General features: G+C 72.0%; 20 protein-coding genes. 4 read left to right on the plus strand and 16 right to left on the minus strand.

Translation table 11 applies throughout. From position 1 onward, the window contains the following. Positions 1-108: 108 nt before the first annotated feature. The 8 genes from DEJ48_RS40280 to rimP all read right to left on the minus strand — a co-directional run bounded on the left by DEJ48_RS40280 (position 109) and on the right by rimP (position 11425). Positions 109-4155 (minus strand): trypsin-like peptidase domain-containing protein, encoded by a 4047-nt coding sequence (locus DEJ48_RS40280; protein WP_223831988.1) that lies wholly within the window; start codon positions 4153-4155, stop codon positions 109-111. Between the two features lie 239 nt (positions 4156-4394). After that, positions 4395-5300: a tRNA pseudouridine(55) synthase TruB gene (truB, locus tag DEJ48_RS10430; protein ID WP_150215876.1), complete on the minus strand. Its 906-nt coding sequence runs from the start codon at positions 5298-5300 to the stop codon at positions 4395-4397. Continuing rightward, positions 5297-5758: a 30S ribosome-binding factor RbfA gene (gene rbfA / locus DEJ48_RS10435; RefSeq protein ID WP_150186515.1), complete on the minus strand. Its 462-nt coding sequence runs from the start codon at positions 5756-5758 to the stop codon at positions 5297-5299. Before rbfA ends, truB begins: the two co-directional genes overlap by 4 nt. 50 nt (positions 5759-5808) lie before the next feature. Continuing rightward, entirely contained in the window at positions 5809-6102 is a 294-nt protein-coding gene (locus DEJ48_RS10440) for a DUF503 domain-containing protein (RefSeq protein ID WP_150172847.1), read from the minus strand. 156 nt (positions 6103-6258) lie between these two features. Beyond that, a complete protein-coding gene (infB, locus tag DEJ48_RS10445) occupies positions 6259-9366 on the minus strand; it encodes a translation initiation factor IF-2 (RefSeq protein ID WP_150215877.1) in 3108 nt (1035 codons plus the stop codon). A 146-nt stretch (positions 9367-9512) separates the two neighbouring features. Beyond that, the gene (locus DEJ48_RS10450; protein ID WP_150215878.1) at positions 9513-9803 is read right to left on the minus strand and encodes a YlxR family protein; all 291 of its coding nucleotides are present in this window, start codon (positions 9801-9803) and stop codon (positions 9513-9515) included. Between the two features lie 132 nt (positions 9804-9935). Further along, positions 9936-10925, minus strand: a complete 990-nt coding sequence (gene nusA, locus DEJ48_RS10455; RefSeq protein ID WP_150215879.1) for a transcription termination factor NusA — start codon at positions 10923-10925, stop codon at positions 9936-9938. A gap of 2 nt (positions 10926-10927) precedes the next feature. After that, positions 10928-11425, minus strand: a complete 498-nt coding sequence (gene rimP / locus DEJ48_RS10460) for a ribosome maturation factor RimP (RefSeq protein ID WP_150215880.1) — start codon at positions 11423-11425, stop codon at positions 10928-10930. Positions 11426-11693: 268 nt separating this feature from the next. Between rimP and DEJ48_RS10465 the strand changes: the two genes are divergently transcribed. From DEJ48_RS10465 to DEJ48_RS10475, 3 genes are read left to right on the plus strand one after another with little or no spacing between them, the layout of a single operon-like run. Next, a complete protein-coding gene (locus DEJ48_RS10465; protein WP_150215881.1) occupies positions 11694-12245 on the plus strand; it encodes a hypothetical protein in 552 nt (183 codons plus the stop codon). Continuing rightward, positions 12242-12727 (plus strand): ferritin-like domain-containing protein, encoded by a 486-nt coding sequence (locus DEJ48_RS10470; RefSeq protein ID WP_150215882.1) that lies wholly within the window; start codon positions 12242-12244, stop codon positions 12725-12727. Before DEJ48_RS10465 ends, DEJ48_RS10470 begins: the two co-directional genes overlap by 4 nt. A gap of 26 nt (positions 12728-12753) precedes the next feature. Further along, complete coding sequence (locus DEJ48_RS10475) at positions 12754-13653, plus strand: aminoglycoside phosphotransferase family protein (protein ID WP_150215883.1); 900 nt, start codon at positions 12754-12756, stop codon at positions 13651-13653. A 74-nt stretch (positions 13654-13727) separates the two neighbouring features. On the opposite strand, the gene DEJ48_RS10480 is transcribed toward DEJ48_RS10475, so the two are convergent. The 8 genes from DEJ48_RS10480 to cpt all read right to left on the minus strand — a co-directional run bounded on the left by DEJ48_RS10480 (position 13728) and on the right by cpt (position 24733). After that, positions 13728-15422: a proline--tRNA ligase gene (locus tag DEJ48_RS10480; RefSeq protein ID WP_150215884.1), complete on the minus strand. Its 1695-nt coding sequence runs from the start codon at positions 15420-15422 to the stop codon at positions 13728-13730. A gap of 114 nt (positions 15423-15536) precedes the next feature. After that, entirely contained in the window at positions 15537-16088 is a 552-nt protein-coding gene (locus DEJ48_RS10485) for a GNAT family N-acetyltransferase (protein WP_150215885.1), read from the minus strand. Positions 16089-16117: 29 nt separating this feature from the next. After that, positions 16118-16966 (minus strand): GNAT family N-acetyltransferase, encoded by an 849-nt coding sequence (locus tag DEJ48_RS10490; RefSeq protein ID WP_150215886.1) that lies wholly within the window; start codon positions 16964-16966, stop codon positions 16118-16120. A 544-nt stretch (positions 16967-17510) separates the two neighbouring features. Next, entirely contained in the window at positions 17511-18668 is a 1158-nt protein-coding gene (gene ispG / locus DEJ48_RS10495) for a flavodoxin-dependent (E)-4-hydroxy-3-methylbut-2-enyl-diphosphate synthase (RefSeq protein WP_150215887.1), read from the minus strand. A 191-nt stretch (positions 18669-18859) separates the two neighbouring features. Further along, positions 18860-20161 (minus strand): M50 family metallopeptidase, encoded by a 1302-nt coding sequence (locus tag DEJ48_RS10500; RefSeq protein WP_150215888.1) that lies wholly within the window; start codon positions 20159-20161, stop codon positions 18860-18862. After that, positions 20158-21426, minus strand: coding sequence for a 1-deoxy-D-xylulose-5-phosphate reductoisomerase (gene dxr / locus DEJ48_RS10505; protein ID WP_150215889.1), 1269 nt, complete (start codon positions 21424-21426; stop codon positions 20158-20160). Before dxr ends, DEJ48_RS10500 begins: the two co-directional genes overlap by 4 nt. 55 nt (positions 21427-21481) lie before the next feature. After that, positions 21482-24157: a preprotein translocase subunit SecA gene (secA, locus tag DEJ48_RS10510; protein WP_150215890.1), complete on the minus strand. Its 2676-nt coding sequence runs from the start codon at positions 24155-24157 to the stop codon at positions 21482-21484. Positions 24158-24205: 48 nt separating this feature from the next. After that, positions 24206-24733 (minus strand): chloramphenicol phosphotransferase CPT, encoded by a 528-nt coding sequence (gene cpt, locus DEJ48_RS10515; protein ID WP_190537961.1) that lies wholly within the window; start codon positions 24731-24733, stop codon positions 24206-24208. 124 nt (positions 24734-24857) lie between these two features. Between cpt and DEJ48_RS10520 the strand changes: the two genes are divergently transcribed. Next, positions 24858-25139, plus strand: coding sequence for a hypothetical protein (locus DEJ48_RS10520; protein WP_150215891.1), 282 nt, complete (start codon positions 24858-24860; stop codon positions 25137-25139). Positions 25140-25150: the final 11 nt, after the last annotated feature.

The following is a 25150-nucleotide window of genomic DNA, read 5'->3' on the forward strand; positions in this document are numbered from 1 at the left end:
CCGTATACGTCACGTACATCTGTACGTTCCCATTGCCGATTGCGCAGGTCTAAGAGTGCCATGCCGACACCTCACGGCTCGCACCGGAGGGAGTGGCGGGGGTCACTCCTATGCAGGGACGCGGACGCCGCCCGCGAGGTTCTCGATCACCCGCAGGGCGCTGGGGCCGACGAGGGCGGCCCAGTCCTGCGGGGCGTCGGCCAGCCAGCCCGTGACCAGCGCGGCGAAGCCCGGACGGCCGCGGGCCAGTTCGACGAGGAGCCGGTCGCAGCGGGACGCGCCCTCCGGCGTGCGGACGAGCAGCAGCACGGTGCGGTGGACGCGCTCGCGGGCGCGGTCCTCGCCGCACTCCGACACGCCGAGCACCACCGCCCGCAGGACGCTCTCCAGAACGGCGGCGTCCCGCTCCTGGCTGAGCAGGACGTCGAGCAGTTCGCCGCGCAGGGCGCGGGAGACGGCGGTGCCGGGCGCGGCGAGCACGGGCGCGAGGGCCGCACGGACCTGTACGTGTCTGCTGTGCAGGAGCCCTGCGACCAGGGGGAAGAGGACGGGGCGCACGTCGGGGCCGTGTTCGAGGCGGCGGTCGATGTACGCGACGGCGGGCGCGGCCGCCTCGGGGCGGGTCTCCAGGAGGTCGTGGACGAGGGTGGCGACGCGGCGGGCCAGGGCGGGCGTGGTCACGTCGGCGAGGCAGCACAGGATGGCGTCGGCGGCCGGATCCGGCGCGTGCAGCCGGGTGCGGAAGGCGTCGAGGACGGGTTCGGGGTGGGTCGTCAGGGCGGCGGCGAGGGCGCTCGCGGGCAGCCGCGGGTCCCCGGCGGTGAAGCGTCGCAGGGCGTCCGGCAGGTGCTGGGCCCGGGTGCTCGGATCGCGTACGAGGAGGGCGAGGGCGGCGCCGTGGAGGGCGTCGTCGGCGGAGCGGGCGAGCAGCGCGAGGGCGGAGCACCGCAGCAGCGCGTGTTCGGCGGCGGTGGTGGTGTGCGGGGCGGCGCGCAGGCCGTAGGCGGCGGCCGCGACGCGCCTGCCGGGGCGTTCGTCGCGGGCCCAGCGGTCGACGGCCCTGCACAGCGCGGCGGGCTCCTCCTCCGCGAGCGCGGCGAGCAGCTCGTCGGCGCGGGCGTGCGCGCAGTCGACCAGGGCCTCGGTGAGGTCGTCGATGGCGCGGTGCCGGTGGGTGTGGAGCAGCGCCTGCGCGGCGGAGGCGACGGTGGCGTCGGGCGCCGCGTCCAGTGGCCGCTCGTCGCCGAACCACCGCGCGAGGAGCGGTTGTACGCCTGCGGGGTCGGCGCGGAGCAGTACGGCGACGGCGTCCAGGCGGCGGTCCGGGGTGCCGGGAGGGCCGTCGTGCACGACGAGCCGGCGCAGCAGCGAGAAGCGGTCTGCCTCGGCCAGCGGCAGCCCCAGCCAGAACGCGGTCCCGAACTCCCCGCGCGCCGCGAGGGGTTCGAGCACCGCGAGGTAGGGCGTCGCGTCGGGCACGCGCAGCAGCACCTCGCCGAGAAGGTGCGAGGCCCACCAAGCGCCGTCGCCCGATCCTCCCGCCGCTCCCCCGTCCCCGAACTCCACCAGCGCGTCCGTGAGCTCCCCCAGCCGGGAGGCCAGCTCGGCGGCCCCCCGCTGTCGCCCGAGCAACAGCAGGGCCTGCACCACGGGCCCGATCCGGTGCCGCGGCACGGGCAGAAGCGGGACGGGGGTGGGGGTGGGGGTGGGGGAAGGGGCGGAGACGGCGGCAGGGGCGGGGGCAGGAGCTGGGGCGGAGTCCCGGGCGGGGCCGGAGGCCGCGGCACGAGCGGCAGCCGCCCTGCGCCGCCGCTGTTCCGGGACCACGGCGTCTCCATCCGCGTCACCATCCGCGTCTCCATCCGGCGGAACCGCCGGACCCCCCGGCCACTCGGAGACCGACGGTCCACCCGAACCCGCCGAGCCCACGGATACCGCCGGCCCCCCAGGCACCCCCAGGCCCACCGACTCCACCGAAGCCGCCGAGTCCACCTGCACCCCCGGCCCCACCGGCACCTCCAACCCCGCCGCAGCCGCAGCCCCCCGGTCCACCGAAGCCACCGCCCCCGCCCCCGGCGAGCCCCCCACCCCCCGATATCGATGCACCAGCGCCTCCAGAGCTCCGTCCACATCCAGATGTGTGCCCTGGAGCCAGTCCGCCACCTCCTCGTGTGCGAAGCGGTAACCCGGCCCCGCCGGTACGAGGAGTCCCTCCGTCAGCACCGCTGACGCCCAACCCGTGCAGCCGTGGAGGCGTGCCCCCCACGGGAAGGCTTCTTCGAAGAAGGCCCTGTCCAGCTCGCCGTGGCCGGGGCCGAGGCAGCGTCGGGCCGCCTCGTGGACCTGGCCGGACACCCTCGCCGCCAGGCGGCGCACCGCGCTCCCGCGCAGCCCGTTCGCCGCCGCGAGCCGCACCGCGACCCGCAGGCAGAGCAGGTGCAGGTAGGCGCTGAAGACGTCCTCGCGGGTCGGAGTGCCCGGCGGCGGGGCGGACGGCGTCGCGCCCCGCACCTCGCCGAGCAGGCGCAGGGCCAGCGGGTGCCGGGCGTCGGCGGCGGCCAGCGCGTCGTCCGGGATGCCGTGGAGTGCGCGGGCCCGGGATGCCTGCGGTTCCGGCAGGTCCCCGAGGCGTACGCAGCCGGGGAGCTCCGCGCCGTCAGCCGCGGCGTGCAGCGATGCCGCGTCGAAGTGGGCGCCGGCCTGCTCCCAGTACTCGGCGCGGCAGGCGACGACGAGCCGGGCACCGGTGTCCCCCAGCCATCGGGCCGTGCCGGAGCTCCACTGCGCGAGGCGGTGGGCGAGCACGGCAGGCATCTCCTCGGGGCCGTCGAGCAGGAGGAGGAGCGGTCGCCCCGCGGCGTGGACGAGCCGGGCCACCCGGTCCGCGGAGTGGTCGCCGAGCCCTTGGCCGTCCTCCGCGGACGCCGTCAGGATGCGCCCCGCGCGGTCGAGCGCCCGCTCCACCGCGTCGGCCACGGACACGTCCGTGCCCCGCAGGTCGGCGCCGCGCAGCCACAGCGTGGGGGCGGGCTCGGCGCCCCTCGCGCGCCGCGCGGCGAGGGCGGCCAGCTCCGTCGTGCGTCCGGTGCCGGGGTCGCCGACGAGGCCGAGCACGCGGGCGGGGCCGGTCAGGAAGGTCGCGAACTCGCGGGCCGTGTCGGGGCGTTCGACCGGTTCGTGGAGCGGGGCGGGCGGGCCGTCGGAGCCCGCCGAGGTGGCTGTGAGGTGCAGTGCGCCCGCGAGGTTGAGGTCTTCGCCGTACGCGGGAACGGTCGCGGCGTTGCGCGCGATGAGTTCGGCGAGCGGCCCGCCCGGGTCGGCGGCGGCCGCCGCCAGGAGCGGGACGGCGAAGCCCGCCGGACGGTGGGCGTCCTGAACCGAGGGCTCAGAGCTCCAGACGGCGAAACCCACAGGGCCCTGGGCATCCTGAGCCGAGGACTCGGAGTTCCAGCCGGCGAATCCCGCAGGGCCCTGGGCATCCTGAACCGAGGGCCCGGAGCTCCAGCCGGTGAAACCCGCCGGACGGTGGCCATCCTGAACCGAGGGCCCGGCGCTCCATGCGGCGAAACCCGCAGAGCCGTGGGCGTCCTGAGCCGGAGGCTCGGAGCCCCGGCGGGGCCGCAGTGCCGTTCCCAGGACGGCGAGCACCGCGCCCGTCACCGCGTCCACGACCGGCCCGCCCGCGGCGCCCCCGCCGAGCCGCAGCGCGTCGGCTCCGTCCGTGCCGATCGCGAGCTCCAGGGCGGCGCCCACCGCGTGGCAGCGGTCTGTCGCCGTGTACGTGACCGCCGAGGTGCCGAGGACCCGTGCCTCGCGCCAGCCGCCCGCGGCGATGCGTACGTAGGCACCGGTGGCCACGGATGCCCGGGCGGCGAACGGCAGGGGCCGCAGTCCGAGGCCTTCGGTGCGGACGAGGGCGAGGTCGGTGCCGGGCAGCTCCGCCACGGCTTCGGCGGGCACCACGCAGGTGCGGCCGTCCGGCGCGTGCAGGACGATCCTGGCGAGCCCGTCGACCGCCTCGTGGCTGGTGACGACCGTGCCGTGCTCGTCCGCAGCGAACCCCGTGCCGCGCGGCCGCCCGGCGAGATCGCAGACCCGCACCAGAGACGGTTCCGGCGCGGGAACCGAGAAGCCGTCCCGGCCGCGTGCCGCCATGCTCGAACCTCCCCACCGTGCCCCGTTCCCTCGACCGTAGGTCGGGGGTGATCAGCAGGACAGGCGACGGCGCGAACGCGCCCCCTTCCGACCCCCCGGTTCACTCCGAGCGCCTGCCCGATGGGGTGAATGGAGGCGTGTCGGTGGATAGACCTTAAGAGGGGGGAAGCGTGGAGCGGCGGACCGAGGTCCGCCGCTCCACTACGTTCGGGGGGCACCGTCACAGAGGTGCGTCGGCGTCAGGCGAAGACGGCCAGGCTCTTGGCCTTGCCTCGCGACTCCTCCGCGAGGACCAGGAAGCGGCCCTCCGGGTCGAAGACGGCGACGGCGCCCACACCCGCGTACTCCTCGGGCATGTCGATCCGGACGCCGTTGAGCAGCAGCCTGCCGCGCTTCTCGTCCACGTCCCAGCGCGGGAAGGCCCGGCCCGCGGCGTCGGCCACGGGCATCACGGTCAGCTCCTCCTGGAGCTGGTCGAGGGTCTTCGCCGTGTCCAGCTTGTAGGGGCCGACGCGGGTGCGGCGCAGCGCGGTCAGGTGACCGCCGACGCCGAGGTCGGCGCCCAGGTCGCGGGCGATCGCCCTGATGTACGTACCCGATGAGCAGACGACCGAGACGACCAGGTCGAGCACGGGCGTGCCGTCCTCGGCGACCGCGTCACGGACGTCGTACACCGTGAAGGCCGAGATCTTGACCGGCCTGGCCGGGATCTCGAAGTCCTCGCCCTTGCGGGCCCTGGCGTACGACCGCTTGCCGTCGATCTTGATGGCGCTGACCTTCGACGGCACCTGCATGATGTCGCCGGACAGCTTGGCGATGCCCGCGTCTATGGCCTGGCGGGTGACCTTCGACGCGTCCGTCGACGAGGTGATCTCGCCCTCGGCGTCGTCGGTGAGGGTGTTCTGGCCGAGCCTGATCGTGCCCAGGTACTCCTTCTCGGTCAGCGCGAGGTGGCCGAGGAGCTTGGTGGCGCGTTCGACGCCGAGCACGAGGACGCCGGTCGCCATGGGGTCGAGGGTGCCCGCGTGGCCGACGCGGCGGGTCTTGGCGATCCCGCGCATCTTGGCCACCACGTCGTGCGAAGTGAAGCCGGACGGCTTGTCGACGATGACAAGGCCGTCCGGCGTGGTGCCGCTGTTGCTCATGCTCGGGCGTCGCCGTCCGTCTCTTCGTCGGACTCGTCCTCGGGCTTGCGGTACGGGTCCGCGCCGCCCGCGAACTCGGCGCCGGCCGAGACCTCGCGCACCTTGGCGTCGGACATCCGGGCCTTGTCGAGGAGGTCCTCGATGGCCCGCGCGTTGTCCGGCAGGGCGTCCGCGACGAAGGACAGGGTCGGCGTGAACTTCACGCCCGCGGCCTGTCCGACCGCCGACCGGAGGACGCCCTTGGCGCTCTCCAGGCCCGCGGCGGCCGCCGCGCGGTCCTCGTCGTCGCCGTAGACCGTGTAGAAGACCGTGGCCTCCCGCAGGTCGCCGGTCACCCGGGTGTCCGTGATCGTCACGTGCGTGCCGAGCCGCGGGTCCTTGATCCCGCGCTGCAGCTTCTGAGCAACCACCTCTCGGATGAGGTCCGCCAGCCTTTTCGCCCGCGCGTTGTCGGCCACTGCTCCGTCTCCCTTATCCCCGGGCATTCCCTGGGCTTGTCTTGCTGTGTTCAGTCATCGTCGCCGTGCAGCCGCCGTCGTACCGACAGCAGCTCCACTTCGGGCCGGGCGGCGACGAGGCGCTCGCACCGGTCCAGTACGTCGTGGAGGTGGCCCGCGTCGCCGGACACCACCGCGAGGCCGATCTCGGCTCTGCGGTGCAGGTTCTGACCGCCCACTTCCGCCGCGCTCACCGCGTACTTGCGCTGGAGCTCGGCGACGATCGGACGGACGACGGAGCGTTTCTCCTTCAGCGAATGTACGTCGCCGAGGAGCAGATCGAAGGACAGAGTCCCCACATACATGTGTGTCCGGATGTCCCGCCGGTACGGGGTCGAGGCCCCACCAACCACTTGGCAGGGACACAAGAACCGTACACGGAACGGCCGGGGCCGATCGACGGGATTTTCCCCGTCGACCGGCCCCGACACTGAACCGAGCGGATCAGATCAGCGAACTGATCAGCCGCGCGGCTTCTCGCGCATCTCGTACGTCGCGATGACGTCGTCGATCTTGATGTCGTTGAAGTTGCCGAGGTTGATACCGCCCTCGAACCCTTCGCGGATCTCGGTGACGTCGTCCTTGAAGCGGCGCAGACCCTCGATGTTGAGGCTCTCCGCGATGACCTTGCCGTCGCGGAGCAGGCGGGCCTTGGTGTTGCGCTTGACCTCGCCGGAACGGATGAGCACACCCGCGATGTTGCCGAGCTTGGACGAGCGGAAGACCTCGCGGATCTCCGCGGTGCCGAGCTCGACCTCCTCGTACTCCGGCTTGAGCATGCCCTTGAGGGCCGCCTCGATCTCCTCGATGGCCTGGTAGATCACCGAGTAGTAGCGGACGTCGACGCCCTCGCGCTCCGCCATCTGCGCGGCACGGCCGGCCGCACGGACGTTGAAGCCGATGACGATGGCGTCGGAGCCCATCGCCAGGTCGATGTCCGACTCGGTGACCGCACCCACACCGCGGTGCAGGACGCGGATGTCGACCTCTTCGCCGACGTCGAGCTGGAGCAGCGAGGACTCGAGAGCCTCCACCGAACCGGACGCGTCGCCCTTGATGATGATGTTGAGGTCCTGGACCAGACCGGCCTTGAGCACCTGGTCGAGGTCCTCGAGGGAAACCCGGCGGGTGCGCTTGGCGAACGCGGCGTTGCGCTCACGGGCCGCACGCTTCTCGGCGATCTGACGCGCCGTACGGTCCTCGTCGACAACCAGGAAGTTGTCGCCGGCACCCGGCACGTTGGTGAGACCGAGAACGAGGACGGGAGTCGACGGGGTCGCCTCCTCGACGTTCTCGCCCTTGTCGTCGAGCATCGCGCGGACTCGGCCGTACGCGTCACCGGCGACCATCGTGTCGCCGACGCGGAGGGTACCGCGCTGGACGAGGACGGTCGCGACGGCGCCGCGGCCCTTGTCGAGGTGGGCCTCGATCGCGATGCCCTGCGCGTCCTGCTCCGGGTTGGCCCGCAGGTCGAGCGAGGCGTCCGCGGTCAGGACCACGGCCTCGAGCAGCTGCTCGATGTTCTGGCCCTGGCGCGCGGAGATGTCGACGAACATCGTGTCGCCGCCGTACTCCTCGGCGACCAGACCGAACTCGGTGAGCTGACCGCGCACCTTGGTCGGGTCGGCACCCTCGACGTCGATCTTGTTGACCGCGACCACGATCGGCACGTCGGCCGCCTTGGCGTGGTTCAGCGCCTCGATCGTCTGCGGCATCACACCGTCGTTCGCCGCGACCACGAGGATCGCGATGTCGGTGGACTTCGCACCACGGGCACGCATGGCGGTGAACGCCTCGTGACCGGGGGTGTCGATGAAGGTGATGGCGCGCTCTTCACCGTTGACCTCGGTGGCGACCTGGTACGCACCGATGTGCTGCGTGATACCGCCGGCCTCGCCCGCGACGACGTTCGTCTTGCGGATCGCGTCCAGCAGTCGGGTCTTACCGTGGTCGACGTGACCCATGACGGTCACGACCGGCGGACGGGAGACGAGCATTTCCTCGCCGCCCTCGTCCTCGCCGAACTCGATGGAGAACGACTCGAGGAGCTCGCGGTCCTCCTCCTCCGGGCTGACGATCTCCAGGACGAAGTTCATCTCTTCGGCGAGGAGCTTCAGCGTCTCGTCGGAGACGGACTGCGTGGCGGTGACCATCTCACCGAGGTTCATCATCACGCCGACCAGCGAGGCCGGGTTCGCGTTGATCTTCTCGGCGAAGTCGGTCAGCGAGGCACCGCGCGACAGGCGGACGGTCTGTCCGTTGCCGCGAGGCAGCATGACGCCGCCCACCGACGGGGCCTGCATGGCCTCGTACTCCTGGCGCCTCTGCCGCTTCGACTTGCGGCCACGACGGGCGGGCCCGCCGGGACGGCCGAACGCACCCTGCGTGCCACCACGGGCACCGGGACCACCGGGACGGCCACCGAAGCCGGGACGACCGCCGAAGCCGCCGCCACCGCCGGGACGGCCTGCGCCACCACCGGGACCGCCGGGACGACCGGCGAAGCCGCCGCCACCGCCACCGGGACGACCCGCGAAGCCGCCGCCACCGGGACGACCGCCGCCGCCACCCGGACGACCGCCGCCGCCGGGACCACGGCCACCGCCGGGGCCACCGCCGGGACGCGGACCCGCGGCGGGACGCTGCGGCATCATGCCCGGGTTCGGACGGTTACCGGCGGGACCGCCGCCGGGACGCGGAGCGCCGCCCTGCGGACGGGGCATGCCGCCCGGGGTCGGACGGGCGCCGCCCTGACCCTGCGGACGGGGAGCGCCACCGGGGCCGCCCTGGCCCTGCGGACGCGGGGCACCACCGGGACCACCGGGGCCGCCCTGGCCACCGGGGCGCGGGGCGCCGCCCGGACGGGGCGCCTGCGGGCGCGCCATGCCGGTGGAACCACCGGAGGTGAAGGGGTTGTTGCCCGGGCGCGGACCCGAGGGACGGGCGCCGCCGGGACGGGGGGCGCCACCCTGGCCGCCGGGGCGCGGGGCACCCTGACGGTCGCCGCGGTCACCACGGCCCTGACCCTGGCCCTGGCCCTGACCGGGGGCCGGACGGCCACCGGGCTTCGGGGCGCCGGGACGGGCACCCGGACGGGGCGCCTGCGGGGCCGCGGGGGCTGCGGGCGCGGCCGGCGGAGCGGTGAACTCCGGGGCGGCCGGGGCCGGCGAGGCCGGTGCGGGCTTGGGGGCCGGCGGCTTGGGGCCGGGCGTCGGGCGCGGGCCCGGCGTGGCCGGAGAGGCCGGCTTCTCGGCCGCGGCGGGCTTGGGTGCCGGCGGCTTCGGCGCGGCCGGACCCGGACGGGCGGCCTGCGCGGGAGAGGGGGATGCGGGAGCCGCGGGGCTCGCCGGCTTGGGGGCGGCCTGCTTGCGCGGCGCCGCGGGCTTGGCGGCGGACTTGCCGTTGCCACCGCCCTGGTTCAATGCGTCAGTCAGTTTGCGTACCACCGGCGCCTCGATCGTCGAGGACGCCGAACGTACGAATTCACCGAGTTCTTGGAGCTTGGCCATGACGACCTTGCTCTCCACGCCGAACTCCTTGGCGAGCTCGTATACCCGGACCTTAGCCACTTCGCTCCTTTTAGGTCCGGGTTACGCCGGACCGTCGCTACTTCATGGGCGTACTCATCGCGTGCTCATCGAGTGCTCATCGCAATCTCGACCTACTTCCAACTCGCGGGGTACCAGGGCCACACGGGGTTCCGTGCGCCCACGTCTTACGGTGTCGCCTCCTGGGCGACTGTCTCGACAGCCCGGCGCAGTGCCTCCGTGTCGAGCGGTCCCTGGGCGCGGAACGCCCTCGGGAACGCCCGGCGGCGGACCGCCAGGTCCAGACAGACCAGGGCGGGGTGTACATACGCACCCCGGCCGGGCAGCGTACCGCTTGGATCGGGGACGCAGGCGTCCTCTTTCCGCACGATGCGCAGCAGATCGCTCTTGGCCGCTCGCTCCCGGCACCCCACACAGGTGCGCTCAGGGCATGCGCGGGCATGCGTCCGGCCAGACACGCTTAAGTCTACCTCCCCGCACCGACCTCACCCCTTTGGGGCAAGAATCGAACGGCTACTCGCCACATACTGTCGTGATCGAAGCGGTGGCCGCCCGGAATTTATTCCCCGGACGGCTCCGCCCCCGGCCTTCTACTGGTCGGCGGGCTGCTCCGTGTCGGGCCTGATGTCGATGCGCCAGCCCGTGAGCCGCGCGGCGAGGCGGGCGTTCTGCCCCTCCTTGCCGATCGCGAGCGACAGCTGGTAGTCGGGCACGGTCACGCGGGCCGAGCGGGCGCCGAGGTCGACGACCTCGACCTTGCTGACGCGGGCCGGGGAGAGCGCGTGGGCGACCATCTCGGCCGGGTCGTCGGACCAGTCGACGATGTCGATCTTCTCGCCGTTGAGCTCGCCCATGACGTTGCGCACACGGCTGCCCATGGGGCCGATGCAGGCGCCCTTGGCGTTGAGGCCCGAGCGCGTCGAGCGGACCGCGATCTTGGTGCGGTGGCCGGCCTCGCGGGCGATGGCCGAGATCTCGACGGAACCGTCGGCGATCTCCGGGACCTCCAGCGCGAAGAGCTTCTTCACGAGGTTCGGGTGCGTGCGCGAGAGCGTCACGGACGGGCCGCGGACACCCTTGGCCACCCGGACGACGTAGCTGCGCAGGCGCATGCCGTGGGGGTACTGCTCGCCGGGCACCTGCTCCTGCACGGGCAGGATGGCCTCCAGCTTGCCGATGTCGACCAGCACGTTCTTCGGGTCGCGGCCCTGCTGGACCACGCCGGTGACGATGTCGCCCTCGCGGCCGGCGTACTCACCGAGCGTCGCGTCGTCCTCGGCGTCGCGCAGACGCTGGAGGATGACCTGCTTCGCGGTGGTCGCGGCGATGCGGCCGAAGTCGGACGGGGTGTCGTCGAACTCCTTGGGCTCCTGGCCCTCTTCGAGCTCGTCCGCCTCCTCCTTCGCCCAGACCGTCACGTGTCCGCTCTCGCGGTCGAGCTTCACGCGCGCGCGCCGGTGGCTTCCCTCGGTGCGGTGGTAGGCGATGAGGAGGGCCGACTCGATCGCCTCGACGAGGAGGTCGAAGGAGATCTCCTTCTCCCGGACCAGACCCCGCAGGGCACTCATGTCGATGTCCACGGCTACGCCTCCTCTTCCTTCTTGTCCTTGCGGTTGAACTCGACCTGCACGCGCGCCTTGTCGATCTCGTCGAAGGCGAGGCGGCGGGACGTGGGCTTGCGGCCCTTGACGCCGGGCACTTCGAGGTCGAGGCCCTCGTCGTCGACGGTCAGGATGCGGGCGGTCACCTCGCCGCCCTCGGTGAGCGTGAACTTCACCAGGCGGTCGATCGCGCGCAGGTAGTGGCGGCGCTCGGTGAGCGCACGCTCGGCGCCGGGGGAGCCGACCTCCAGGTCGTACTCGCCCTCGCCCATGGCGTCGGTCTCGTCGAGCTTCGCGGAGAGCGCCCGGCTCACGTCCGCGATCTGGTCCAGATCCACGCCGTCCTCGGAGTCGATGACGACTCTCAGCACCCGCTTGCGTCCGACGGAGGCCACTTCGATCTCTTCGAGATCCAGGTCCTGCGAGGTGACGAGCGGTTCCAGTAGTTGCCGCAGCCTCTCGCTCTGGGTGGTGCTCATCCGGGTGACTCCTCGGCCGCGTGTGCTGTTGTGGGTGCGTTGCAAGTCTGCGTGTCAGGTCAAAGGGTATCCGGTCCGAAGGGGTGTTGCCGCCCACGGAGGGGACGATGCGGCGCTCCGTTCCGAGCCGATCGCGGGCGCCGGGGCGGTCCGAAGGTACGGTGATCACCGGGTCTGTGCCCACCGATCTCCCTTTCTGTTCCTTTCCGTTCCCTTTTCGCACCTTTCTCGCTCGCGCCTTTTGGCCTTCCTTCCGAGGACGTCTGCCGTGCCGTCGTATCGCACCGCCCCGCGATCCCGTCCGGGACCGCGCCGAAGGAGTCTGCTCGCCGGAGCCGCCGGCGTCGCGTCTGCGGCGCTGCTCGCGGGCTGCTCGGACTCCGCCGACTCCGCCGCCGACGAGCGTCCGTCCGCCGCCCGGCGGCTGCGCGCCGCCGCGGCGAAGGACAGCAGGGAGCTCCTGAGGCAGTACGACGCCGTGCTCGCGGCGCACCCCTCGCTCGACAAGCGGCTCGGGCCGCTGCGGGGCGAGGTGAAGCGGCACGCGGAGGCGTTCGAGAAGAGCACGGACGACGCGAGCCCCTCCCCCGCCGCGTCCGGTACCGCGGCCGGCTCCCCACCGAAGGCGCCGTCGCCCTCCGTGGCCCCCGACCCCGACGCGGCCGTGCGCGACCTCGCCAAGGCCGAACGCGAGCTGGCCGACCGGCGGGGCAGGACCCTGCTCGACGCCCCCGCCGAGGAGGGCAGGCTGCTCGCCTCCGTGGCCGCCGCGGGCGCGGCCCACGCCTACCTGCTGACGGAGACGGAGAACGACAAGTGAGCGGTACGAAGGACTCGCCGGAGCCGTCGAAGGACGACGAGCTGAAGGCGCTGCAGGCGGCTCTCGGCGCCGAGCACGCGGCCGTGTACGGCTACGGGGTCGTCGGCGGCCGCATCGGCGACAAGCGCAGAGGGGAGGCGCGCACGGCGTACGACGCGCACCGCGCCCGGCGCGACGAGCTGCAGCGCGCGGTGCGCGACCTCGGCGGCGAGCCGCAGTCCGCGGACGCCGCGTACTCGCTGCCGTTCCCGGTGCCGGACGCCGCCGCCGCCGTCCGGCTCGCCACGGAGCTGGAGGACCGGGTCGCGGGCGTCTACTCCGATCTCGTACGCGCCTCGTCGGGCACCCGGCGCGGCACCGCGGCCCTCGCGCTGCGGGAGGCGGCGGTCCGTGCGGCACGGTGGCGGGGCGGGAGCGTAGCCTTCCCTGGGCTCGCCGAGCGGTCGACACCGTCGTCCGCACCGGCGACACCCCAGGCGTAACGCGCTCAGAAGGGAACGACTCGCGCATGGCTCTCGAACCGCCGCAGCGCCTCGTCACAGCACTCGGCGAGACGGCGCAGGACGGCGACGACTGGCTGGACAAGCTGCCCGTGGCAGCCGAAAAGGCCGTCGCTCTACGCGAGTTGACCGTCGAGCGGGTGCATGTGCCCGGCGGCCGCAGCAGCCTCGTGCTGCTGGTCCGGCGGGCCGACGACACGCCCGCGGTGCTGAAGCTCGTACCGCCCCGGTCGCGGCCGGAGAGCGAGCGGGCCGCGCTCGCCCACTGGAACGGGCTCGGCGCCGCACGGCTGCTCGACCCCGAGTGCGCCGACGGGGCGCTGCTCATGGAGCGGCTGCACCGTGACGTGTCCGTGCGGTCGCTGCCGGAGGCCAAGGCTCTCCTGGAGGCTGCGGGGACGCTGCGCAGGCTGTGGGTGGAGCCGCCCGCCGGGCACCGCTTCGAGACGGTCGCCGAGCGCACGGGCCGGCAGGCCGAGGCGATGCGGACCTCCGCCGCGGCCGAGGCGGAGGTCGCGCCGCTGGTCGACGCGGCGCTCGCGGCCCGGGACGAGCTCCTCGCGGCGAGCCCGGAGCCGAAGCTGCTGCACGGCACGTTCCGGCAGAGCAAGGTGCTCGCCGGGGACCGGCTGCCGTGGCTGGCCGTGGGGCCCGATCCGGTGGTCGGGGAGCCCGCCTTCGACCTGGCCCGGCTCGTCCGCGACCGGGTCGAGGACCTGATCGCCTCGCCGTCGGGCGCCTCGATCACGCGGCGGCGCGTGAAGAAGCTGGCGGAGTCCCTCGAGGTGGAGCAGGAGCGGCTGCGGGGCTGGACGCTGTTCCGTGCGGTGGAGTCGGGTGTGCGGGCGCTGCGGGTGGGCCGCCCGCAGGACGCGGAACTGCTCCTGGAGTTCGCAGGCTGGCTGTAGCGGTACGTGCATGTGTACGTGTACGCGAGAAGGGGGCGCGCCGCCGTGCGGAGCGCCCCCTTCTGCGTATGCCGTCAGGCCGTGAGGCGGGCGATCGCCTCGTCGACGGTGAGCTCCTCGCGCTCGCCGGTGCGGCGGTCCTTGAGCTCGACGACGCCGTCGGCGGAGCGGCGCCCCGCGACCAGGATCTTCGGCACGCCGATCAGCTCGGAGTCGGTGAACTTCACGCCCGGGGAGACGCCGGGACGGTCGTCGACCAGGACCCGGACACCGGCGGCGGCCAGCTTGTCGGAGACCTCAAGGGCCAGCTCGGTCTGGAGGGCCTTGCCCGCGGCGACGACGTGGACGTCGGCGGGGGCGATCTCCTCGGGCCAGATGAGGCCCTTGTCGTCGGCGTGCTGCTCGGCGAGGGCGGCGACGGCGCGGGAGACGCCGATGCCGTACGAGCCCATGGTCACGCGGACCGGCTTGCCGTTCTGGCCGAGGACGTCGAGCTGGAAGGCGTCGGCGTACTTGCGGCCGAGCTGGAAGATGTGGCCGATCTCGATGGCACGGTCCAGCTTGAGGCCGGTGCCGCAGTTGGGGCAGGGGTCGCCCTCCTGGACGACGACCACGTCGACGTACGTGTCGACCTCGAAGTCACGGCCCGCGACGACGTTCTTGGCGTGCACGCCGTCCTTGTTGGCGCCGGTGATCCAGGCGGTGCCGGGGGCGACGCGCGGGTCGGCGACGTACTGGACCTTCTCCAGGCCCTGCGGGCCGACGTAGCCGCGTACGAGATCGTCACGTCCCTCGAAGTCGGCGGCAGTGACCAGCTCGACGGCGGCGGGGGCGAAGTGCGCCTCGACCTTGTCCAGGTCGACCTCGCGGTCGCCGGGGACGCCGACGGCGACGATCTCGCCGTCGACCTTCACGAGGAGGTTCTTGAGGGTGGCCGACGCCGGGACGCCGAGGTGCGCGGCGAGCGTCTCGATGGTCGGGGTGTCGGGGGTGGGAATCTCCTCGGCGGCGGGCACACCCGCCGGGTCCACCGGCTTGAGGGCGAAGGAGACGGCCTCGGTGTTCGCCGCGTAGTCGCAGTTCGGGCAGTCGGCGAAGGTGTCCTCGCCGGCCGCCGCCGGGGCGAGGAACTCCTCGGACTTCGAGCCGCCCATGGCGCCCGCGGTGGCGGCGCAGATGCGGTAGTCCAGGCCGAGGCGCTGGAAGATCTTCTGGTACGCGGCGCGGTGCAGCGCGTACGACTGGGCGAGGCCCTCGTCCTCCGTGTCGAAGGAGTAGGAGTCCTTCATGAGGAACTCGCGGCCGCGCAGGATGCCGGCACGGGGGCGGGCCTCGTCGCGGTACTTGGTCTGGATCTGGTAGAGGATCACCGGCAGGTCCTTGTAGGACGTGCACTGGTCCTTGACCAGGAGGGTGAAGATCTCCTCGTGGGTGGGGCCGAGGAGGTAGTCACCGCCCTTGCGGTCGTTGAGGCGGAACAGCTCCGCGCCGTACTCGGTCCAGCGGCCGGTCGCCTCGTAGGGCTCCTTGGGCAGCAGGGCGGGCAGCGAGACCTCCTGGGCGCCCACGGCGTCCATCTCCTCGCGCACGACCCGCTCCACGTTGGCGAGGACCTTCTTGCCCAGCGGCAGCCACGACCAGACACCGGCGGCGGTACGGCGCACGTATCCCGCGCGAACGAGGAGCTTGTGGCTGAGCACCTCGGCGTCCGCGGGGTCGTCGCGCAAGGTCTTCGCCATCAGTCGGGACATGCGCTGGACCTGGGCCATGGTGAACTCCTGCGGATGGGGGTCCCCCCTGCTCGAGCGAAGCCGAGAGCTTGGGGGAGGGTGGTACGCAGGAGGTTAGCCGGGGGCCGGTGGCGGGCGGAAATCGGTTACGGCTCAGAACCGTTTCGCCGGCGCCGGCAGCGGCAGGGGGGCGCCCATCACGGCGTACGGCCGGGCGGCGCTGGGGAACAGGACGCGGCGGGCCAGGTCCGCGTAGCCGAGGGAGCGGTAGAGGCCGCGGGCGGGGCTCTCCACGTCGATGGCGGAGAGGATCGAGCGCGGCTCGGGGACGCCCTCGGTGATCGTCGTGATCAGAGCGCGCCCGATGCCGCGGTTCTGATGGCCCGGGTGCACGTGGAGCTCGGTGATCACGAAGGAGTCGTCGAGCCAGCCGTCCAGGTTCTGGCTGCGCAGATACGGTTCGACGACCGTCGACCACCAGTGGCCGCGGCTGTTGGGCATGCCGTAGACGAAGCCGACGAGGCGGTCGTCGGGGGTGGTCGCGCCGAACGCGCGGGCGCCCGGGTAGGTGAGGTGGCGCAGGACGATCTGCCTCCGTACGGCCACTTCGTCGTCGCTCAGTCCGAAGGCGTGGGCCTGGACGCGCAGCGCGTCGTCCACGCGCGCGGCGAGGTCGAGCGGCGCGATCACGACATCGTCTGTCATGGGGCGACCCTACTTCGCGCCGCGCGCGTTCAGAACAGGACGCTCATGAAGGCGCCGACCTCGCGGAAGCCGACCCTGCGGTACGCCGCCCTGGCCGCGGTGTTGAAGTCGTTCACGTAGAGGCTGGCGACGGGGGCGATGTCCGCGAGGGCGTAGCGCAGGACGGCGGCCATGCCAGGGGCGGCGATGCCGCGGCCTCGGTACTCCGGGGCCACCCAGACTCCCTGGATCTGGCACGCCTGCGACGTGGCGGCGCCGATCTCCGCCTTGAAGACGACCTTGCCGTCGCGGTCGAGACGGGCGAAGGAGCGGCCCGAGCCGACGAGTTCGGCGACGCGGGCCTGATAGAGCAGGCCGCCGTCCCCCGCGAGCGGCGATACGCCGACCTCCTCGGTGAACATCGCCACGCACGCCGGCATGATCGTCTCCATCTCGTCCTTGCGGACACGACGGACGTACGGGTCCGGGACGATGTCGTCCGGGAGCCGGTCGGTGACCATCAGGGGCTGCTGGGCGCGGACCTCGCGGGCGGGGCCCCAGGAGGGCTCCAGGAGCCGCCACAGCTGGGCGGTGGACTCGGCGGGGCCGACGATGGACGAACACCGGCGTCCCGCCCTGCGGGCGCGGTCCGCGAAGCCGCGGATGGCCCGCGGGGTGGCGCAGATGGGGACGAGATTGGCGCCCGCGTAGCAGAGGGAGGCGAGCATGCCGTCCTCGTACCAGCCCCACATCTCGCCGCCCAGGCGCCAGGGGTCGAGGCCCGCCACCTGGACGCGGGCGGTCACGAAGGCGTTCGCGACCGGCTCGCGGTCGAGCACGGCGAGCGCGGCGTCGAGGTCACTCGGTTCGAGGACCCGGGTGGTGGTCTGAGTCAACACGTGCGGGGGCCTCACCATACGGTCTGCTGATCTCCGCACTGTACCTGGCGGGGGCGCCTTGTGCGGGGGCGCCTTTTGTCCGTTGGGGTGCCGTGCAGGGGGCGGGCTCCCCCTCGGTGGGGGCCGGGGCCCCTTTCGCCGCTCCGCGGCGTCATACCCACCCACCCACGCGTTGCTCCGTGCCATCGCCCTGGGGTAGGACGACACAGCCGGTACCCGGCCCTGCAGGGCGCGGTACGGGGTCCTCGGGCGGATCCGGGGGCTGAGACGTCCGGCGCGGGTACGGCCCCTACGGGGCGGGGCGGGGCGGGGCGCACGGGTGGGTGGGAAGCATCCGCCGCGGAGCGGCGGGACAGGGCGGTGCGGCATTCGACGCCGGCCCGGGGGTGCGGGCCACGGCCCCTACGGGGCGGGGCGGTGCCGGGTGCACGGGTGGGTGGGAGTGATCCGCCGCGGAGCGGCGGGGCAGTGTTGGGGGAAGTGCCGCATGCGCGGCCCCGCTGGTGCGGGGGGGGCGGGGCCGCAGGAGCGGAGGTGTGTGGCGTCAGCCCGCCACGGAGATCGTCGGCTCGCCGGAGGCCACGCCGTCCTTCTCCATCTGCTCCGCGATCTTCATCGCCTCATCGATGAGCGTCTCCACGATCTTCGACTCCGGCACCGTCTTGATGACCTCGCCCTTGACGAAGATCTGGCCCTTGCCGTTGCCGGAGGCGACGCCGAGGTCGGCCTCACGGGCCTCGCCCGGGCCGTTCACGACGCAGCCCATGACGGCGACGCGGAGCGGGACCTCCATGCCGTCGAGGCCGGCGGTGACCTCTTCGGCGAGCTTGTAGACGTCGACCTGGGCGCGGCCGCAGGACGGGCAGGAGACGATCTCCAGGCGGCGCTGGCGGAGATTCAGCGACTCCAGAATCTGGATGCCGACCTTGATCTCCTCCGCGGGCGGCGCGGAGAGGGAGACGCGGATCGTGTCGCCGATGCCCTCGGAGAGCAGCGCGCCGAACGCGACGGCGGACTTGATCGTGCCCTGGAAGGCGGGGCCCGCCTCGGTCACGCCGAGGTGCAGGGGGTAGTCGCACTGGGCCGCGAGCTGGCGGTACGCGTTGACCATGACGACCGGGTCGTTGTGCTTGACCGAGATCTTGATGTCGCGGAAGTCGTGCTCCTCGAAGAGGGACGCCTCCCAGAGGGCCGACTCGACGAGGGCCTCGGGGGTCGCCTTGCCGTACTTCTTGAGGAGGCGCGCGTCCAGGGAGCCCGCGTTGACGCCGATGCGGATCGGCGTACCCGCGTCCTTCGCGGCGCGCGCGATCTCCTTGACCTTGTCGTCGAACTGCTTGATGTTGCCCGGGTTGACGCGGACCGCCGCGCAGCCCGCGTCGATCGCCGCGAACACGTACTTCGGCTGGAAGTGGATGTCGGCGATCACCGGGATCTGCGACTTGCGCGCGATCGTGGCGAGCGCGTCCGCGTCGTCCTGCGTCGGGCAGGCGACGCGCACGATCTGACAGCCGGAAGCCGTCAGCTCCGCGATCTGCTGCAGCGTGGCGCCGATGTCGGACGTGCGCGTCGTCGTCATCGACTGGACCGAGACCGGTGCGTCCCCGCCCACGGCCACCGTGCCGACCTGGATCTTGCGGCTGACCCTTCGGTCGGCGAGCTTGGTCGGAACGGACGGGATTCCGAGCGATACGGCAGTCATCTGGCGAGCATCCCCAAGAGTGTGGATCACAGAGTGTCGAGCACAAGGTGTGCTTTCAGGTCCCGAGATCGGCGGGCTCCGGATTCGAGATTACGGCACCGCGCAGGGGCCGGGCACATCACGTCCGGAAGTCCACCCAATGGTGGGCGGCCCGTCACACAAGGTGCCGGGCCGCTGCAAACTTCCCGTAATCAGGAGATTCTCACCGGATTCACCACGTCCGCGATGAGCACGAGGATCGTGAAGCAGATGAAGATTCCCGCCACCACGTAGGCGACCGGCATCAGCTTGGCGACGTCGAACGGGCCCGGGTCGGGGCGGCGCAGGACCTTCGCCGCGTTGCGGCGCACGGACTCCCACAGCGCGCCGGCGATGTGGCCGCCGTCGAGCGGGAGCAGCGGCAGCATGTTGAAGAGGAAGAGCGAGAGGTTGAAGCCCGCGATGAGGAACAGCATCATCGCGATCTGGTTCTCCGGCGGGATGTCCAGGGTGAACACGTCGCCGCCCACGCGGGCCGCGCCGACGACGCCCATCGGGGAGTCCTGCTTGCGCTCGCCGTCGCCGAACGCCGCGTTCCACAGGTCGGGGATCTTGGACGGCAGGGCGATGATCGACTCGACGCCGTTCTCCATCATGTCGCCCATGCGGTCGACGGAGTCGCCGAAGGACTGCCGCACGATGCCGGTGGCGGGGGTGAAGCCGAGGAAGCCCGCGGTGACGTACTTGCCCTCCACGTACGCACCGTCGCCGTCGGTCTTGGTGACCTGGTTCTTGATCAGGTTCGCGTGGAGGTCGAGCCGCTTGTCGTCGCGCTCGACCGTGATGGTGGCCGGGCCGATGGTGTCGCGGATCTTCGACTGGAGCGCGGACCAGTCGTCGACGGACTGCCCCTGGAAGGCGACGATCTTGTCGCCGGGCTTCAGGCCCGCCGCCTTGGCGGGCGCGGCCTTGTCGCCCTTCTCGCACTTCGCGCGGTTCTCGCTCTGCTGGATGACGCAGTCGGAGACCTTGCCGACCTGGGTGGTCTGGCTGCTGATGCCGAACGTCATCATCACGCCGAGGAAGATCGCCACGGCGAGGATCAGGTTCATGAACGGCCCGGCGAACATCACGATGACGCGCTTCCAGGGCTTGCGCGTGTAGAAGAGGCGGGTCTCGTCGCCGGGCTTGAGCTCCTCGAACGCCGCCGAGCGCGCGTCCTCGATCATGCCGCGCCAGGGGGACGTGGACCGTGCCTCTATGCGGCCGTCGGCGCCCGGCGGGAACATGCCGATCATGCGGATGTACCCGCCGAGGGGGATCGCCTTGACGCCGTACTCGGTGTCGCCCTTCTTGCGCGAGAAGAGGGTCGGTCCGAAGCCGACCATGTACTGCGGCACGCGGATGCCGAACATCTTGGCGGTCGACAGGTGCCCCAGCTCGTGCCAGGCGATCGAGAAGAGCAGCCCGATCACGAAGACGACTATCCCGAGGATCATCATCAGTGTCGTCATGCACGGGCCTCCGCGGTCGTCTTTGCTGCCAGTTCGCGTGCCCGAGCACGCGCCCAGGTCTCCGCTTCGAGGACGTCCGCGACGGTCAGGGAGGTTCCAGGCCCGCCGGTGACGGCGGTCTCGTGCTCCTCCACCGTCCTCGTGACGGTCTCCATGATGCCGTTGAAGGGCAGGGCGCCCTTCAGGAACGCGTCCACGCACTCCTCGTTGGCGGCATTGAACACTGCCGGAGCCGTGCCCGCGAGCTCCCCGACCCGCCGGGCGAGCCCGACCGACGGGAAAGCGTCGTTGTCGAGGGGGAAGAACTCCCAGCTCGACGCCTTGGTCCAGTCGAAGGCGGGGGCGGCGTCGGGCACGCGCTCGGGCCAGCCGATGCCGATGGCGATGGGGCCGCGCATGTCGGGCGGGGTGGCCTGGGCGAGGGTGGAGCCGTCGGTGAACTCCACCATGGAGTGGACGTACGACTGCGGGTGGACGACGACCTCGATGCGGTCGAAGGGGATGTCGTAGAGCAGGTGTGCCTCGATGACCTCCAGCCCCTTGTTGACCAGCGTCGCGGAGTTGACGGTGATGACCGGGCCCATGGCCCAGGTGGGGTGCGCCAGCGCGTCCTCGGGGGTGACGTCCGCCAGATCGGCCTTCGTACGCCCCCGGAAGGGGCCGCCGGAGGCGGTGACGACCAGTTTGCGTACGTCCGCGCGCGTGCCGGCGGCCAGCGCCTGGAAGAGCGCGGCGTGCTCGGAGTCGACCGGGATGATCTGGCCGGGCTTGGCGAGCGCCTTGACGAGGGGGCCGCCGACGATGAGCGATTCCTTGTTGGCGAGCGCGAGGGTGCGGCCCGCTTCCAGGGCGGCGAGTGTCGGGGCCAGGCCGATGGAGCCGGTGATCCCGTTGAGGACGGTGTGGCAGTCGGACGCGGCGACCTGCGTCGCGGCGTCGGGTCCCGCCAGGATCTCGGGGAGCCGCTCCCCCGCGGCGTACTGCCCCTTCAGGGCCTCGCGCAGTGCCGGTACGGCGTTCTCGTCGGCGACCGCGACCGTCCCGACCCGCAGCTGCCGCGCCTGCTCGGCGAGGAGGCCCACGCGGCCGCCCGCGGCGGACAGCGCCGTGACGCGGAAGCGCTCGGGGTTGCGCTGGACGAGGTCGATGGCCTGGGTGCCGATCGAGCCCGTGGAGCCGAGGATCACGATGTCCCGCGGTCCGTCCCCCGTGAGAGGGTCGAAGACGAGATGCGGGTCGGCGAGGGGGGATGCGCTGTCGCTCATCCCCCTATTGTGGCCGTATCCCGGGTCCGGTCCGACAGGGCGTGCCCGATCGGGGTCACTCCTTCCTGTCGCGGGTGTCGAAATCGCCCTCCTGGACGCCCTCCGCGGTGTCCATGGTCGGCGCGCTGAAGCGGAGTTGGCCGCCGGATTTGCGCGCGTCCAGGCTTTCGGCGCGTACGTCCAGGTTGAACAGGTAGCCGACGGACTCCTCCTTGATGGCGTCCATCATGGCCGTGAACAGGTCGAAGCCCTCCCGCTGGAACTCGAACAGGGGGTCCCTGCCGAGGTAGGACCGCATCCAGATGCCCTCCTGGAGGTAGTCCATCTCGTACAGGTGCTCGCGCCACTTCCGGTCGAGGACGGAGAGCACCACGCGGCGCTCCAGTTCGCGCATGACGTCGGGGCCGAGGGCGCGCTCGCGTTCCTCGTAGCGGGCGTGGATGTCGTCGGTCAGGGCCTTGGTGATCAGCGGCGGAGTGACGTCGGCGCGGCCGCCCGCGGCCCGGTCGAGGTCGCCGATGGTGACGCGTGCGGGGTAGAGCAGGCGGCAGGCGGTCCAGAGCCGCTCCAGGTCCCACTCCTCGGCGAAGCCGTCGGCGGTCTCGGCGGCGACGTACGCGTCGATGGTGTCGGCCATGAAGTGGTGCGTCTGCTCGCGCAGGTCCTCGCCCTCCAGGACGCGTCGGCGTTCCTGGTAGATGAGGCCGCGCTGGCGGTTGAGGACCTCGTCGTACTTGAGGACGTTCTTGCGGGTCTCGAAGTGGTGCTGTTCGACCTGGGACTGCGCGGAGGCGATGGCGCGGGTCACCATCTTGTTCTCGATGGGCACGTCGTCGGGGACGTTGGCCATGAGCATGACGCGTTCGACTAGTTCGGCGCGGAACAGGCGCATCAGGTCGTCGCCGAGCGAGAGGTAGAAGCGGGACCGGCCGGGGTCGCCCTGGCGGCCGGAGCGGCCGCGCAGCTGGTTGTCGATGCGGCGCGACTCGTGGCGCTCGGTGCCGAGGACGTAGAGCCCGCCGAGTCCTGTGACCTCGTCGTGCTCGGCGGCGGCCTCGGCGGCGATGCGGTCCAGGGCCGCGCGGTACCCGTCCGGGTCGTCCTCGGGGGTGCGGCCGTCCGCCCGGAGCTCGGCCTCCGCCATGGCCTCGGGGTTGCCGCCGAGCATGATGTCGGTGCCGCGGCCCGCCATGTTCGTGGCGACGGTGACGGCGCCCCTGCGTCCCGCCTGCGCGACGATCTGCGCCTCGCGCCGGTGGTTCTTGGCGTTGAGCACCTCGTGCCGGATGCCGCGCCGGTTGAGCAGGGCGGAGAGGTGCTCGGACTTCGCGACGGAGACGGTGCCGACGAGGATCGGCTGGCCGGTGCCGTGCCTCTCGATGATGTCGGCGACGACCGCCTCGAACTTGACGTCCTCGTCGCGGTAGACGACGTCGGGGTGGTCGGCCCGGATCATCGGCTTGTTGGTGGGCACGGGCACCACGTGGAGTTTGTAGATCTGGTGGAATTCGGCGGCCTCCGTCATGGCCGTGCCGGTCATTCCGGCGAGTTTTTCGTAGAGACGGAAGAAATTCTGCAGGGTGATCGTGGCGAGCGTCTGGTTCTCGTCCTTGACCTCGACGCCCTCCTTGGCCTCGATGGCCTGATGGACGCCTTCGTTGTAGCGGCGGCCCGCGAGGATGCGTCCGGTGTGCTCGTCGACGATCAGGACTTCTCCGTCGGTGACGACGTAGTCCTTGTCCTTCTTGAAGTGTTCCTTCGCCTTCAGCGCGTTGTGCAGCTGGCCGATGAGCGAGGTGTGGGCGGAGTCGTAGAAGTTGTCGATGCCCAGCTGGTTCTCCAGGAATTCCACGCCGCTGTCCAGGACGGCCACGGTGCGCTTCTTCGGGTCGTACTCGTAGTCGTACGCGGCGCGAAGTTCGGCGAGTTCCAGTTTGCGCTGCGGAGCCGTGAACTTCTCCTCCTGGATGGCGATGCCGCGCATTCCGCGGACGGCCTCGGCGAAGAATCCGTACCAGTGTGTCGGCTGGTCGGCGGGGCCCGAGATGATCAGCGGGGTGCGGGCCTCGTCGATGAGGATGGAGTCCGCCTCGTCGACGATCGCGAAGTGGTGCCCGCGCTGCACGAGTTCACTCCTCGACCAGGCCATGTTGTCGCGCAGATAGTCGAAGCCGAATTCGTTGTTCGTGCCGTACGTGATGTCGCAGGCGTACGCGGCACGGCGCTGGTCGGGACTCATGTCCGTCTTGATGACGCCGACGGTCAGACCGAGGAAACGGTAGGCGCGGCCCATCCAGCGGGCGTCGCGCTCGGCCAGGTAGTCGTTGACCGTGACGAGGTGAACTCCCTTTCCGGTCAGGGCGTTCAGATACGCGGGCAGCGTGGCGGAGAGCGTCTTTCCCTCGCCGGTCTGCATTTCGGCGATATGGCCGAGGTGGAGTGCCGCGCCGCCCATCACCTGGACGTCGAAGTGGCGCATGCCGAGGACGCGCCGTGCGGTTTCGCGGACGGTCGCGAAGGCCTCGGGCAGCAGCGCGTCGAGGCTCTCCCCGTCGGCGTACCGCTCCTTGTACTCATCCGTGAGAGCGCGGAGTTCGGCGTCCGTGAGCCGCTCGATCTCCCCCTCGATGGAGTTGACCTGCCCCCTGATCCGTTCGAGCCTGCGCAGCATTCTGCCTTCGCCCGCACGCATGATCCTGCCGGTGAGCTGGTCCAGCCTGAGGACGGACATGGCGACCCCTCCCTGGCTCGCCGACCGGTCCGCCCATTGTGGGCCGGGTCACACAGCGGCAGCAATGGTCCGCGCGCACTCCATCGACTCGGTGTGGGCGGTGTCGATCTCCAGGTCGTAGACCATGCCGCGGTGCACCACCTCGGCCTGGGACGCGGCCATGCCGGCGGCCCGGTCGCCCCGTGCGATCCCGCGGGCCTCGGCGATCTCCGCGTCGCACCGCACGCCGACCCACAGCACCGGCAGCCCGTCCAGCGCCTTCTGCCAGCGCCGCTGCGACTCCCCGCCGCCCAGGAAGATCTCGTCGACGATGACCCGGGCGCCCGCGCGGGCCATCGCGGCGACCCCCTCGATCCACGCCGCCTCCAGGGTCCGGAACTCCTCCCCGACGCTCACCGTGCCGTCGGCCGCGAACTCGATGCCGCCGTCCGACGACCGCAGGGACGCGGGCATCGCGGCGACCAGCGTGTCGGCGCCGAAGCTCAGCCACGGCTCCGGCAGGACCGACTGCAGACACCGCACGATCCCGGACTTCCCCGAGCTGGAACCACCGTTGAGGACGATCACCTGGGTCATCACCGGGCCACGGTAGGAGCACCGCTCCCCCGCGCCAAACGATTTCCCGGGGTTTGCGCCGGGCGGCGCGTCTTCCAGGCGGAATGCGCGACGGACGGCGGACGATCCCGGCGACGGCGACCGGATGCGGCGCACGGGCCGGGTGCGCGCGCTGGACGGCAGCAAGACGCTCGACTACGGCCTCGGTCTGACACGGATCGAGGGCCCGGGCGGCCGCGTGTACCGGGGGCACGAGGGCACGGTCCGGGGCGCCGGAACGACGTCCCTGACCAGTGCCGACGGACGGCGTCAGATGACCTTCGCCGTCAACCTCATGCGGTGGAACAAGCCGGACGCCTCGGGGAAGCCGCAGCCGCGCGCCATCGACGGCGCGCTCGCGGCCCTGCACCAGCCGGCGCTCGGCTGACGGCTCCCCCC

The organism is Streptomyces venezuelae (assembly GCF_008642315.1).
GTDB lineage: Bacteria > Actinomycetota > Actinomycetes > Streptomycetales > Streptomycetaceae > Streptomyces > Streptomyces venezuelae_D.